This is a genomic window from Hyunsoonleella aquatilis (assembly GCF_014270105.1).
In the GTDB taxonomy this organism is placed as follows: Bacteria; Bacteroidota; Bacteroidia; order Flavobacteriales; family Flavobacteriaceae; genus Jejuia; species Jejuia aquatilis.
The window spans coordinates 92595-108186 of sequence record NZ_JACNMF010000006.1; the positions used below are offsets into that span (position 1 = coordinate 92595).

Annotated in this window: 10 protein-coding genes; 7 read left to right on the forward strand and 3 right to left on the reverse strand. The window is 35.6% G+C overall.

Features of this window, described 5'->3' with window-relative positions; translation table 11 throughout:
• Positions 1-56: 56 nt before the first annotated feature.
• From H7U19_RS15740 to H7U19_RS15750, 3 genes are read right to left on the reverse strand one after another with little or no spacing between them, the layout of a single operon-like run.
• A complete protein-coding gene (locus H7U19_RS15740; protein ID WP_186563832.1) occupies positions 57-821 on the reverse strand; it encodes a LytR/AlgR family response regulator transcription factor in 765 nt (254 codons plus the stop codon).
• A 9-nt stretch (positions 822-830) separates the two neighbouring features.
• On the reverse strand, positions 831-1835 hold the full coding sequence (locus H7U19_RS15745) for a sensor histidine kinase (RefSeq protein ID WP_186563833.1): 1005 nt from the start codon (positions 1833-1835) through the stop codon (positions 831-833).
• Between the two features lie 16 nt (positions 1836-1851).
• Entirely contained in the window at positions 1852-4248 is a 2397-nt protein-coding gene (locus H7U19_RS15750) for a TonB-dependent receptor (protein WP_186563834.1), read from the reverse strand.
• Between the two features lie 213 nt (positions 4249-4461).
• On the opposite strand from H7U19_RS15750, the gene H7U19_RS15760 reads away from it, so the two are divergent.
• The 7 genes from H7U19_RS15760 (at position 4462) to H7U19_RS15790 (ending at position 15590) form a co-directional block, all read left to right on the forward strand.
• Positions 4462-5112 carry a response regulator gene (locus H7U19_RS15760; protein ID WP_186563835.1) on the forward strand — a complete coding sequence of 217 codons (651 nt, stop codon included), beginning with the start codon at positions 4462-4464 and terminating at the stop codon, positions 5110-5112.
• 58 nt (positions 5113-5170) lie between these two features.
• On the forward strand, positions 5171-6910 hold the full coding sequence (locus H7U19_RS15765) for a sensor histidine kinase (protein WP_186563836.1): 1740 nt from the start codon (positions 5171-5173) through the stop codon (positions 6908-6910).
• Between the two features lie 84 nt (positions 6911-6994).
• Complete coding sequence (locus H7U19_RS15770) at positions 6995-9448, forward strand: T9SS type A sorting domain-containing protein (RefSeq protein WP_186563837.1); 2454 nt, start codon at positions 6995-6997, stop codon at positions 9446-9448.
• 345 nt (positions 9449-9793) lie between these two features.
• Positions 9794-10561 (forward strand): hypothetical protein, encoded by a 768-nt coding sequence (locus H7U19_RS15775; protein ID WP_186563838.1) that lies wholly within the window; start codon positions 9794-9796, stop codon positions 10559-10561.
• 542 nt (positions 10562-11103) lie between these two features.
• Positions 11104-12306: a glycogen synthase gene (gene glgA, locus H7U19_RS15780; protein WP_186563839.1), complete on the forward strand. Its 1203-nt coding sequence runs from the start codon at positions 11104-11106 to the stop codon at positions 12304-12306.
• Positions 12307-12340: 34 nt separating this feature from the next.
• Positions 12341-13609, forward strand: a complete 1269-nt coding sequence (locus H7U19_RS15785) for a glucose-1-phosphate adenylyltransferase (RefSeq protein WP_186563840.1) — start codon at positions 12341-12343, stop codon at positions 13607-13609.
• Between the two features lie 40 nt (positions 13610-13649).
• Positions 13650-15590 (forward strand): alpha-1,4-glucan--maltose-1-phosphate maltosyltransferase, encoded by a 1941-nt coding sequence (locus H7U19_RS15790; RefSeq protein ID WP_186563841.1) that lies wholly within the window; start codon positions 13650-13652, stop codon positions 15588-15590.
• The last annotated feature ends 2 nt before the right edge of the window (positions 15591-15592 follow it).

Below are 15592 nucleotides of genomic sequence, written 5' to 3' on the forward strand. Positions count from 1 at the left end.
ACTACAAGAAGGCCAGCCTAATAGAAAGCTCGACCCTTGTGGTAACGCTCAAAAACTTATTGTTCTAACCACTTTCTGAAATCTGATGTGGTGGAGGAGCTCGTCATTACTTTTTCTCTTACATGCGTCATTTGGATAAGCAACCTGTTCTTAAAATGGCTTTCTATGTTTTCGATATAATCGATATTTATAATCTCGCTACGGTTAATTTTAAAGAACTTTGTGGGGTGCAATTGTTGATGAATGGCACCTAGATTTTGCGATATACTATGACGTTTTCCTTTGTTATCTGTAGCAATACAAAAATCTCCCGAAGCCTCAATAAGATTGATGTCTGACACATTTAACAACTGAATACCTTTTGCTTTTTTGATGACAAAACGTTTTTTGTAATTGTTGTGCTCTGCTCTTAAAGCCGATTTGAGTTCGGCAATGGTTTGCTGATTTAACTTGTTATAATTTCCTTTTTGAAATAACGATTGGTATTTCTCAATGGCTTTTTTAAAATCGGATTGTGTATAGGGTTTTAAGATATAGGCGATACCATTGGTGTTAAAGGCTTGAAATAAATACTCGTCGTGTGCAGAACAGAATATAATGGGAGATTCTATGAAAATTTCATTGTACAAATCGAATGACAAACCATCTAACAATTGAATGTCTGATAAAATAAAATCGTATTTATTTTTGAGAAGTAATTCCATACCTTCATTATTTGATCGCGCCCAGTCGTGAGAAACTTCTTCTTCAAAATAATCATTTACAAAAGAAACTAATTTCTTGTATGCAGGTATTTCGTCTTCTAAAATTAAAATTTTCATGCCTGAAAATTATTCAATAAGTTTAATAATTGGAATGGAAATAGTATATTTTTTATCTGTGTTTATAATAACAATTTTTTTGTCCGATAGTAATTGATACCTTGCTTTTAAATTATCTAATCCTGTTCCAAAAGATTCGTTTTTAGAAGGGATACTCGATTTTGTATTTATAACTTTTAGCGCATTGTCTTCTACTAAAATAGTAGCTTTAATTGCTTCGTTATTTCGAGGTTTATTATGTTTTACCACATTTTCTAAAAGGGTTTGTATGGCTCCTGTGGGAATAAATTTGTCTTCAATAGTAGTATTAACATCAACCTTAAAATCGTAATCATTTTCAAAGCGCGTTTTGATTAAAAAAATGTAGTTTTCTGCTAATTCAATTTCCTCAGCTAGTTCCATAACCTCGGCATCTTTTGTTTTAATTAAATAACGGTAAATTAAAGATAATCTGTTAGTGTATTCTTTTGCTTTATCTGGGTTACCATCAATTAAACAGTCTAAGGTATTTAGGTTATTAAACAAAAAATGCGGGTCTATTTGAGAACGTAGTGATTTTAGCTCGTTTTCTTTTTGTTGTTTTTCAACAGTTAATAACAATGTTTGGTTTTCATAGAATTTTTTGGTTAAAAGTAATCCGAAAAGAAACCCTGTATTGTCTGAAGCTGTCGAAATTCCTAGAATAGCAAGCTTGTGCCATTTTGGGAGTTCGCTCCAACTGTAACCTTGTGCAAAAAAAACGATAGTTTCAAGTAAGGCCCCAAAAAAGGACAATATTAAAACTCCAAAGACAATAAAATAAAAGTATCTTTTCTTAAATAAATACTTTGGAATCAGCACATTAAAGAAAACAACAATAATAATTAACGAAATGAATATAGATGAAAAAGTATCAGCTATAAAAACGCTGTACAAGTCATTTTTAGAATGGTATGTAACTGTCATTAAAAGGACGAATACCGAATAGTAAATTACCAATAAGATTCTATCTGATGTATTAAATTTAGTTACCATTAGTTAGTGTTTACCTCTAGTTTCCCGTGCGCCCTTTCTCTTCTGTGTTTCCAGTTTGATGTCTTTTAGCATTAATGTTTTTATTGCCAAATTTGTAGCTCACAGATAGTTGAAACCATCTGCTGTCATAATAATATCTTGCTGTTTGAAATACGCCATTAACTCTACTTTCATTTCTTTCTACAGAACTTTTAAAAATATCATTTCCTCTCAAGGATATATTTAAATCCTTTTTCAACATTAAATATTGCAGGGATAAAGATAACGAACTGGCTGATTTCGTGTTAAAAACACCATTTACACCAGGAAAGCTATACCAAAAATAGACTCCTAATAGTAACGTTTTATCAGTATTCACATTAAAATCATTATAGGTTGAAATGGTTGCATTTACTCCTTTTTGATCCTCTTGTTGCTCTTCTAAATTAAATTCTGATTTGGAATAATTTACATCGAAACTATTATTACTGCTCCACCATTTAATTTTATTGAATGTGTAGTTTTCTGAAAAGCCAATTCGATTTGTATTTATAAAATTTTCATTGGTAAAACGAATAATATTTGTAGAAGTATCTGCTAATGGCACTTGTGAAAACAAATTATCTTCGTAGCTATAGTATAGTTTTGTTATGAAGTTTTTATGAGTATTTATTAATTCAAAATTATCTATGAAGGCTGGTTGTAAAAAAGCATTTCCTTCGATGGTTTGAAACGGGTTAACAAAATATAAATTTGGATTCAACTCAAAAAAACCTGGTCTATCAATACGCTTGCTATAATTAAATGAAAACATTGAGTTTTCTGTTGCGTTATATGACAAATAAAACGTTGGAAACAACTTTGTGTAATTATTTTTAACTGATGGATTTAAATTAATGGATTTAGAATTTGTTTGAGTCGCTTCCATTCTTAACCCAAATTTCACACTCCACTTATCACTTAGATTTTTATTAGCAGAAATATACAATGCTTGAATGTTTTCTTTATACTGAAAATCATTTTCAGATAAGGGCAAATTTGTAACTGGAGCGTTAACCAATCCACTGTTAAAAAACAAAATATCATTTAATGAGTTTGTGTTTGATATTTTCCCTCCAAAACTTAAATCTATCCTGTCTAAAGGATATTCTATATCTAATTTAACAGATACATTTGTTACATCTTGTTTATTTGTGTTTGTGCCTCTATAAAATTGTTCTGAAAATGGGTTTTTTATAATTGAAACCCCATCATAGGTTTTGGTGTCTAGGTTTTTATATGCGAAGTAATCTAAATTAAAAATTATTTTTCGCCCTAAAGTATCTATGGCAACCTCATTGTTATAGTTTAAGGAATGAATTTCTGGTCTTAAATCCATTGTTCCGTCAGATTGGAGTGATCTTAAAGTTTCATTGGTATTGTAATCAAAAACAGGAGTAAAAGGAGCATCTGTTACACCAAAATTTGTGTTATTGTATAAATACTGGCCGCCCATTGCCCATTTAGAGGTGATTTGGTAATTTATATCTATTCTTCCATTGAGCCTCTTAATATCTGCTTTAAAAGGAGAAGACGTGTACCAAAGTCCATCCGGAAAATAGGCGTAATCGTCTTGTTCTTGATAATAAGTTCCGTTGTTATAATTAAATGACGTTGCTACACTAAACTTATTTTTGTTAAAATTAAAATTCCCTCCCAAAGATCCCGTAGAATAGCGCTGCTGTCTGTAAGCAGATTTTAACTGGGCATTCCACGAATCCTTCTTGGCTTGTTTTAAAATAATATTAACCAACCCGCTATTGCCCAATGCTTCATATTTTGCCGGGGGCGTTGTAATAACTTCTATTCTTTTTATGTCCTCTGATGCTATTGATTTTAAAAATTCGGAAAGATCTTCGTCTGATAATTGTACGATTTTATCGTTAACCATTACCTGAAGACTACTTTTCCCTATCATAGTAATTCTATTGTTTTGTACATGTATCGCCGGAGTAACCTTTAAAACTTCTAAAGCATCCCCCTGAGAAGCTTTTGATGAATTTTCAACATTAAAAACTAGGCGGTCTATTTTTTGTTGAATTAGCTTCTTTTTTGCTTCAACAACAACTTCACCCAATTCCCGAGAACTTTCAACACCTATAACACCCAAGTTAATAGGTTCCTCTGCTACAGTAATCTGCTTGGAATAAAGTATTTGCCCAACATAGGTAACTTGCAAGGTGTAATTTCCTCGATTGGCATTGAATTTAAACATGCCCTTTTTGTCCGTTATAACACCCGTAACAATCGAAGATTGATTAGTAAGTAACGTTATTTCAGCGAACTCTAAAGGTTGTTTGTTTTCATCTATTATTGTTCCTGAAACCTGGTTTTGAGCGCGCAATGAAATTAAGCCTAATAGGAATACTATGATAATTTTGATTAATACATTCATAACTGCTCGTTATTGATTGATGGAATAAATTTATGCGCATAAGCTTGGTTTTGGAAACAGTTTCTGACGAATCGGGGTTAAAACAGGTTAAAGACTGTTTTTTTGTTGATGAGTTTAAAAACTAATGCGCCAAGTAGGTAATGTTGAAATTCCGCAACAAGCGTTTATGGCCGTTTTGAAGTTGAACGATTAATCTTTTTTGTATCTTTCTTTATGTATATTGCTTGCATGGAGGGCCGACCAAAACACATCCTTATTTGCGAAGACCATCAAATTGTTGTTGATGGCCTGCTTTCTATTTTTGAAAACCAGCCTGATTATCAGGTTAAGGGCTATATTTCAGACGGAAATAAAGTCATTCCTGAAGTAAAAAAGCATAATCCCGATGCTATTTTATTAGACCTAAATCTTCCCAATAAAAACGGTATTGATATTTTAAGGGAGCTCAAGATTTTGTTTCCAAAGTTAAAGGTGATTATACTCACCATGTACAATAAGGAAAGTATCGTAAAAAAAGTGCAACAGCTAAAAGCGGATGGATTTTTGCTGAAAAATTGTACTTCTAATGACCTTTTAAATGCCTTTGATTCGGTTTTTGAAAATGGCAAATTTTACCTTGGGAAAGGGGTAAAAAAGACAATCGACGAAACCGATGGCTTCATTCAAAAAATAAATATCACCCGAAGGGAAAAGGAAATTATTGCAGAACTTATTGAAGGCCTAAATGTTCCCGAAATAGCAGAAAAGTTATTTATTAGTGCCTATACTGTAGAAACCCACAAAAAAAATATCTTCAAGAAATTAAATATCCATAATTCCATTGACCTTGTAAAACTTGTAAATGAAAAAAAGTTGCTTTCATAACAGTATTCTTTTTTTCCTCATAGCTTGTTTAGGCTCTTGTCTCAGCACGCAAGCGCAGATGGATACCCTTGTGTTAGACTCAAACTTCAAGACCATCAACCTAAAGCAGTTTTCGGTAATTAATCAAGACGAAAGTCATCAGAAACCAGACACTAGGAACTACTTTTATTTCAGTTTCAACAACACCTTCAACACTATTGATTTCGTACTAAAAAATGAGACTGACGCGGATAGAACCGTCATGTTACAGTTGAGTTATGTGTACATTAAAGAAATAGTTTTGAGCAAAAATGAAAAAGGTGGTTTAATCCCGCTTTCTACGACCGGCATTGAGCACCCTATTTCCAGTAAGGCAGTTTCGCATAGGTTGTTTACGTTCCCCATTCGGCTCAACCCAAAAGAAATAGGGGCTTACCAACTAAAATTGAAAAAAGAGGAAGGTAAACCATTGGCCACTTCGGTGTGCTTAAAAAGTGAAAACACCTTTGCAAAACAAAATTTTAAGCAGCAGTTACTGATTGGGGGCTATTTTGGGGTGAGCCTCTTGTCCTTCGTTTTCAGTCTGTTTATCTTTTTCTTTCTAAGGAATAGTATTTATGTCATTTATGCTGCCTATATAGTTTCTTTGGGCCTGTTTATCAGTGCCTACATTGGAGTATTTTCACAGGTGTTTTTAGATGAAAACAGTACCGTAAATAAATATGCCAATTATGTAGTATTTAGCGAAGTTTCCTTAATCCTTTTTGCATTGTTTTCGCAAAAAATATTGGAGACCAAAACTTATACACCCAAATTAAAAAAAGGTATTGAGTTTTTTTTAGGTATCGTAATAGCATTAAGGCTATCGATACACTTTATTTTTACACATATTTTTGAAAATGCAGTTGCCGTATTTATGAAAATCTGGTATGGGTTTTTTATCATTCTCATCAGTATCATAATTGTGCAAATAACGGTGTATTACAGAAAGAACAATAAGCGCACATCCCTTTTTGCGCTCGCCTATATTTTTATGATTTTTGGAACATTTGCCAGCATTCTATACCACAGCTATGGTTTAATCGACACCTATTTTTACGATTTACCAGTGCTTTTTTACACTTCGTTTTTAGAAATACTATTCCTAACACTTACAGTGGTATTTATGGTGAAGGACATATATGACGAACGTAATGTGCTTTCTGAAAAAATAGTTATTGAGGAACGTAAAAACTTAACTGCGTTTATAAAAGGCGAGGACGAAGAAAGAAAGCGCATAGGCAAGGAATTGCACGATAACATAGGAAGCAAGCTTAGTGTTTTGAAACGTTTTGTTTCCGATAAGTTTAATGATGAAAAAGTTACCGAAACCATTGATGCCATTTGTAATGATGTTAGAAATTTATCCCATGAAATTTCGCCATCGGATTTAAAAATCGTGGGGTTTAAAAATGCGGTGGAAGACCTTTCAAAAACACTTACAGATCAAACATCGCTACAAGTTAATTTTAACAGCTTTCAATTTCCAGAAACTTTAGACGAAGAAACCTCGATTCAATTATATAGAGTTATTCAAGAAGCATTTAATAATATTTTAAAGCATGCCAACGCAAAACAAGTGGATGTACAACTTATGGGGCATGATGATAGCTCTACCATATCTATAGAAGACGATGGCAATGGTTTTGATTTAGCGAATACTAAAAATGGTTTGGGCTTAAAAAATATGCAATCTAGAATTCAACAAATAGGAGGTTCAATTTCTATCGATACTTCTCCACAAAAAGGCGCATCAATTCTTATTTCAATATCTAAATAATTTAAAAATCTACCTGAACTCTGGTATTGCGTCTGATGGTGGTTTTAGCCTAGTTTTACACTAATCAATTTAAAGCATACCCTAATGAAAACACAATTAGTAATTCTGATGGTGTTAGTTTGCCTTTTCAAACTAAACGCCCAAACCGACGGCTGGCACCTATTTACAAAGCCAAGCGAGATCAGCAAAATTATACCAGACGACATTAACGCCAACGAGTTGCATATAGCTACCGACATAGGTTATATAAAATACAACACCAGTAGCAATATGGTCACCGATATGTTGAATTTGACCAGTCAAGTTCCTGCAATAACCAATGTAAAAGATATTGCCCTGGATCCAACTAGCAACGATATAGCCATGACTATCAAAAATGGAATCGCCATTTATAATGGGAGCACATTGTCTGTTTATACATACGACACCTCCGATTTAACCATTGGCGAAAGCACTTCGCAGTTTCGTTATTTAAAAGTGGCTTATGCCAAAGATGGTACTCTTTACATTTTTAAGGAAGATGCTTTTGGCTATCAAATTTTTGATAATAGTGTTTTTCAAAATGAAAACACAACTACGTTTAGACCTCAAGATGTTGTTGAAAACAGTGCCGGCACCAAAGCATTTTTTGCCACAAGCAGTAAAGGCCTTTGGGAACTGGATAAAGGCACAGATACTTGGACAAATTTTACGCCATCAAACTCCGACGTAGTTTCAAACAACCTCACTTCGCTATTTATGAGTACCACCGATTTGCTATATATTGGCGGATATTCCGGTTTGAATACACTTAGCGATTCCGGAGTGTGGAACACATATCAGGAAAATGATCCCGTAAATGCCTTTCCCTATAATATTTTCGATATTTCATTAAACGAAACATCAGGCGAACTGCTTTTACAAACCTCTCTAGCAAACTCATATTATTTTGGAATAACTTTGGCCAATTTAAGCACGTCTACATGGACAAATTACAGAGACAACGATGCCAACTGCCTTAATGAAAATGTTTTTACCGCAACAACTTTTGATGCGACTGGAAAAATCTATGTTGCGCCACAAATTTTTTCAAGTATCCCCGATATAGGTAAGTTGGTTGAGTTTACCCCTTCACCTGAAAATTGTTCTACTTTAAACATTAATTATTTAAATGCTCCAGTGGCCACCGGTTCTAATACGGTTGCGGATTTTTCAATACGTAAAAAACCCTCAGGGAACTTTGATATTGGATTTACCAGAACAAATGATGTTCATATTTCTGAAATTAATCCTACTACCTTTAATGGAACATTTTCGGCACCCTCAACATTAACGCCTTCTGCTGGTAACTTTACCTACAGCATAATTGGCGATAATAACTACTTTATAGTTGAAAACAATGCAGGTTGGGTGTTTATTGATGAAAATAATACCTTGGTGCCCTATGCTCATGGCATATCTGATTACCTGGCGATAGTGACTAAAAAATCAACCGTCGCTGATTCGAACGACGGTTTCATTAATTTGATACACAAAGGTTTTGATGCTTCCTTTAATTATCGCGTTTATAAAACCCGTTGTAATACTGCAACAGGAACTTGTACCGCACCCGAGGAAATATTTACGAATGATAGGGACCTTTCTAAGAACATAATTTTTGGTTCTTCTGAAAACTCCAGTACAAACAAAACACATGCTGTTGCCCTCAAAACCGATAATTCTGGAAATTTAAAACGAACCCAAGAAAGCTGGGAACCGAACCAACCCGCCGTAAATAATTGGGATAGGATACATGATGTTTTTCCTCGTTTTGACCCCGTTGTATTTTCTTTTGTATTAGATGATTTGGTAACAATTGCATCGTTATTTGCACCAGCACAAGAAACCGATCTAGATATTAAAGAGGATGATAGTGATGGAGGTGCATTTACTGAAACTAAAACCTTTGACAGCAACAATAATGGCAATAATGAAGATATTGAAACAGTTACAGAACTGGTTTTAACGGATGATGAAGCCACCAAATTTATTGCAGCTATTATTATAGGGCTCGAGCAATTTAATAGTGATCCCAGGTTTAATCATTTTGCGACAAAATATTTGTATTTGAAAAATATCGATCCCATAACCAAAAGACTTAATTCGGAAGAACGTGATTTGACCGACACATCTTGGGACACCAGCAACCTCCCTGAAGACTTTTCAATTAGGAAAGCCGAAATAAAGCAGTACAGTAGTACGGAAGCATTTATGGTTTTGTTTACCAACTATGGGATGCTTATTAAAACCGCAATCGATATTTCAAACTTACTATTAGATGTCAAGCAATACCAATCGAACATTAATCCTATTGTGCTTTTCCCAAATCCTGCATTGGACACCGTAAGTTTTTCGAATAAAAGTATTTTAAAAACCGAAATATTTGATCTAAATGGAAGAAAATTACTCAGCACAAATGGATACACCATCTCAGTAAAATCATTACCAAATGGATTATATGTAGCCAAAGGTGCTACCCAAGATAATAAGACAATTTCTCGAAAATTAATAAAAATATAAACAATGCTATTAATCAGCCCTTTTGGGGTAACCAACCAAATCAAGATGTATGTTTTAAATTGATTTAACAGGTATCTTGAAAAAGGAGGTTTCAACTGAAGATGGAGCCTCCTTTACCTTAGATTATCTCAACTTTAGTATATGGAACGCTTGCTTTACAAAACTCTGTGCCGTCAATTCAAGATAAAATATTATGACAACATTTCAACTTAATTTTACCATAAGACACTATAAACCAATATATTATTCGATTTTTTATTGTATATTTAAACTGTCCATACCTCAACTTTCTGCTTTTTTCAATCTTCTTAAGTTAGAAACCGTAACCAATTCAAACTATATATTATGAAAACAAGACACCTTAACTTCGTTTGCATTTTACTGCTCTTTCTTCTTTCCAACAGCATGTTTTCCCAGGAGAACAACATGTTTAAATTGATTGCCGATGCCACAGAGCATACATTTGAAATTGTTCCAACTGCCTTAGAGATTGCCGAAGATGCTCCTGAGGCATTAATGGGCATTTCAGATGATTTCAGGGAATCCTATGCCTTGGAGCCCCATGACCCCGACGGAGCCTATGTACTTGCTGCGACTATGATTGCCATCGGAGCAGGAATTGGATTTGGAGATAACCAATTTGGCGTAAACCAATTCCTCTATTGCCTTCATGCCGCGTATTTTATTCGACTCGCCACAATGGGTAAATCATTCCTTTACGGAGCCGTAGGTCTAGCCTTATTAGGCACAAGTACAGACAACCTTACACGGACACTTTTGGAGCCTTCGTTGAGAGTACTGATGTTTTCGCCACTTACCATGTTTAGTCAGGTTTATCTCTTTTACGGCCTCATGTTCGCATATGCCTTTGGCACGGAAGACTTTGACAACGGGTTCAAGTATGATATTACATTGCTCACCGCAGCATTAGTGGTTGGTTTTGCTATTATTTTGAGCTCTACTTTAACTTTGAAAATTCAAACGCATCTTGTTTCACATACAAGACAGACTCAAGAGCCTGATGGCGGTGGTGCCAAATCAGAAATCAATAGAACTTGGGGTACTATTATGCAAAACAATCTCTTATTATTTGCCCTGCTTATAAATTTATAAGGTAACAAGTGGATATATAGAAAAGGAAATAAAAGCCCGAGCTTCTTGATTTGCGAGGGCTTTTTGTTTCGATATCTACTTTTATGACAAACAAGCCCGCTTTTCCATTTTATTTATGCATTTCCAAGAAATCGTCAAAATTCTTTAACAACTCCATCGGATTGGCATTTTTTTTTATTGAAAATTTCCTTTTCTTTTCAAAACACCTTTTTTTCCATAAAAATTTCGTAGCTCCAAAATTGTTAATAATTAATTTTGTAAATTTAGAACTGAGACTTTTACATGAAAGTCTCATTTTTGTCAAAACCCCAAAAACACTATAAGTTTCAACTATTTTTTGTAGGTAGGCAATAGTCTTAAAATTAAAAATTGTTATTAACAATTTAACATTTGTTTAGACTGTATTCTATTATATGTCAAACAATTACAACGTTCTAAAATCATATTCATAATTATTAAAAGTAGCATCGAGAAAAGGATGTCGCGTTGCTTAAATTCCTTTCTTTTGATGAGAATTAGACTAAAAACTGACACTAAACTTTATGAAAGCACTTTTTTACACTAGGGAATTTCCGCCATATGTTTATGGGGGAGCAGGGGTACATGTTGAATATCTGGCCGATGAGCTTTCCAAATTAATGGATCTGGACGTAAGATGCTTCGGCGATCAGGACACAAAAAATGGTAGTTTGAGTGTAAAAGGCTTTCCCTTTGAAGACGGGGTTTTTGCGGATAGTGACGACAAACTAAAATCGGTATTTAAAACCTTAAGCACGGCGCTGCATATGAATGCCGATGCCGTAGATGCCGATGTTGTGCATTGCCACACATGGTACTCGCATTTTGCCGGCATCATTTCCAAACTTTGCTATGGGACCCCATTGGTTATCACAACACATTCATTAGAACCATTGCGCCCATGGAAACGGGAGCAATTGGGCCGAGGTTACGATGCCTCTGCCTGGGTAGAAAAAACAGCGATTGAAATGGCGGATGCCCTAATTGCAGTTTCAGAAGAAACCAAAGAAGATGTGATTAAGCATTTTGATGTGGATGAAAGTAAAGTCAAAGTCATTTACAACGGGATCAACTTGCAACAGTACGTTCAAACTTCTGAGACCTCGACTTTAGATGCCTACGGTGTTGATAAAAACAAGCCTTATGTGCTTTTCGTGGGGAGAATTACACGTCAAAAAGGGATTATTCATTTAGTAAATGCGATAAAATATATTGACCCAGACACGCAAATCGTACTTTGTGCCGGCGCTCCAGACACTAAGGAAATTGGGCAAGAAATGGAAGATGCGGTAAATGTGGTGAAAAAAACGAGGGATAACGTTATTTGGATCGATAAAATGGTCACCAAAGATGAAATTATCCAATTGTATTCCCATGCCGATGTATTTTGTTGCCCATCCATTTATGAGCCTTTTGGCATTATCAACATTGAAGCCATGGCCTGTAATACGGCTGTTGTAGCCAGTGCTGTAGGTGGCATAAAAGAAGTAGTCGTTCATGGTGAAACAGGTCTGTTGATTCCGTTAGAACAGCAAAAAGTTGCGCCTTTTGAACCTATCGATCCGGACAAATTTGCACGGGACTTGGCTGATGGGGTTAATAAAGTCATCAATGACGAGGCCTTAAAAGCATCGATGGCCAAAAAAGGCAGGAAACGCGTGGAAGATTACTTTGATTGGATAGCGATTGCCAAACAAACAGCAGAACTATATAAATCATTGATTTAAACTAAACATTCAACTAAATAAAAACAACTAAAATATGATTAACAATAAAGTTTTAGCCATTATATTAGGTGGCGGTCAGGGCTCCAGATTGTATCCGTTAACCGAAAAACGTTCTAAACCGGCAGTTCCGATTGCAGGAAAATACAGGTTGGTGGACATCCCTATCTCAAATTGCATAAATGCTGATATTAAACGCATTTTTGTTTTAACTCAATTTAACTCCGCAGGTTTAAATAAGCATGTTAAAAACACGTATCAGTTTAGTTTTTTTAGCAGTGCATTTGTAGATGTTTTGGCCGCTGAGCAAACACCGGAAAACAAAACATGGTTTCAAGGAACTGCCGATGCGGTAAGACAATGTATGCCACATTTTTTAGGTAATGATTTTGAATACGCCCTAATTTTGTCTGGTGACCAATTGTATCAAATGGATTATGATAAAATGATTGAAGCCCATGAGGAGGCTGGCGCAGAAATTTCCATTGCAACAATTCCCGTTAATGCTAAGGACGCCACCGGTTTTGGGATCCTAAAGGCAGACAACGAAAATACTATTACCTCCTTTATTGAAAAGCCTGACGCCAGTTTATTGCCAGAATGGACATCAGAAGTAAGTGCCGACATGAAGGCTCAAGAGCGCCATTATTTGGCTTCAATGGGTATTTATATCTTCAATAAAGATTTATTGGTTAAGTTAATGGAAAACAAGGACACGATGGACTTTGGCAAAGAAATCATTCCGCAGTCTATTGATTCGCACAAAACCTTAAGCTATCAATATGAAGGCTACTGGACTGACATAGGAACCGTAGAATCTTTTTTTGAAGCTAATTTAGGGCTAACCGATGCAATCCCTAAATTTGATCTTTACGACAATAACAGAAGGATTTACACGCATGCCAGAATGCTGCCCACCACAAAGATTGCCGGAACCGTTTTGGATGCCGCTGTTATCTCTGAAGGTTGTATTATAGCCGCTTCGAAAATTGAAAAATCGGTTATTGGCATTCGGTCAAGGATAGGAAAAGAAACCACAGTCACTAATACTTATATGATGGGTAACGACTTTTACGAAACCCTTGAAGAAATGGAGGCTAATAACATAGAAATTCTAATGGGTATCGGTGAACGCTGCGTTATTAAAAATGCTATCTTAGATAAAAACTGCCGCATTGGGGATGACGTTAGGATTATCGGTGGCAAGCATCTTGAGGACATTGAAACAGATACCTACTGTATTAAGGACGGTGTTGTAGTTGTTAAAAAAGATGCAACAATTCCAAAAAATACAATCATAGAATAAAAATTTTCAAATAACTTTTATATCACTATTGACCAAAACTATGCAAGACCAAAGACGTGTTGTAATTGACCATATATCACCAAGTGTAAACTGTGGTGAGTTTTACATCAAAAGAGTTGTAAACGAAATTGTAAATGTTAGAGCACATATCCTAGCTGACGGCCACGATGTTTTAGGGGCGACCATTTATTATAAGCACGAAAACGAGAAAAAGTGGCGCGAAACTAGAATGACCCTCGATTTCAACAATGAATGGCAGGGGGCTTTTACTGTCAAAAAACAGGGGTTTTACAGCTATAAAGTTGAAGCTTGGGTAGACTACGCTTTAAATTGGAGGCATGGGATCATCAGAAAAATTGATGACGGACAATATGTACGTTCCGAATTATTGGAAGGTGCCGATTATGTAAAAGACATCATCGACAAAGTAGCTTCTGCTGAAGATAAAGCATATCTAAAGGAATTACGGGCCATTTTCACCAATGAAGACAAATACGGTGAAGCGTTGAATGAAGCAACTTCCGAAAGATTATATAAATTATTTTATGATAACCCTGTAAAACTTTTAGAAGCCACCTCAAAGGGGTATGATGCATATGTAGACAGGAAAAAAGCACGTTTTAGTACATGGTACGAATTCTTTCCGCGTTCGGCCTCCGAAAAGGAAGGGGTTCACGGTACTTTTAAAGACTGCGAACGCCTATTGCCCCGTATTAAGAACATGGGGTTTGATGTGGTATATCTGCCGCCAATTCACCCCATCGGAGAAGTTAACCGAAAAGGTAAAAACAATACAACCGATGCAAAACCAGATGATGTCGGCTCCACTTGGGGTGTGGGTTCTAAATATGGTGGACACAAGGATATCCATCCAAAACTGGGATCTTTAGAGGATTTCAAATCCCTGGTCCAAAGAGCAAAGGACAACAATCTGGAAATAGCCATGGACTATGCCCTGCAAGCAGCACCCGATCATCCATGGGTGAAAGAACATCCTTCATGGTTTAAATGGCGACCTGATGGGACCGTTCAGTATGCGGAAAACCCGCCTAAAAAATATCAGGATATATTACCGATTTATTGGGAAACAGAAGATTATCAAAACCTATGGCACGAGTGTTTGGACATTTTGCTACATTGGATTGATTGCGGTATTGAAATTTTCAGGGTGGATAACCCGCATACCAAGCCGTTTCACTTTTGGAATTGGATCATTACCCAAGTGAAATTGAAACATCCCAACGTTATCTTTTTGGCCGAAGCATTTACGGCTCCAAAAGTGATGCAGCAATTGGCAAAACAAGGCTATACGCAATCTTATACTTATTTCACTTGGAGAAACACTAAACACGAATTGACCGAATATATTGAGGAATTGACCAAAACGGAATTGCGTGAGTATATGCAACCCAATTTTTGGCCAAATACTCCAGATATCAACCCGTTCCATTTGCAAAGTACAGGTGAATCCAAACATATGCAGCGCTATGCGTTGGCCGGGACCTTAAGTTCTTCTATTGGTATTTATGGACCTGTTTTTGAGTATATGCTATCTGATTCCCTTTTGGGAAAAGAGGAATATTTAAATTCCGAAAAATTCCAAATAGCCCATTACGATTGGAACATTCAAAATAAATTGACCACGGTAATTGCCAAAATCAACTACATCAGGCACTTAAATGAAGCGTTGCAACAGACCAATAATATTAAATTCTGCTATGTAGATAACGATAATTTAATGGCCTACTACAAGTGGAACGATGCCAAAACCAACCACATTTTTGTGATTATTAGCCTAGATGCCCACAATTCTCAGCAGGGCACAGTGCAATTGCCTCTTCAAGAACTTGGTGTGCAGGCTGGTCATAATATCGAAATGCACGATTTAATAACCGATAGCCGATACAACTGGCACAACGAATGGAATTTTGTAGAGCTTCACCCTACATTGCCATTCCATATATTTCAAATAAACAAGTAGTA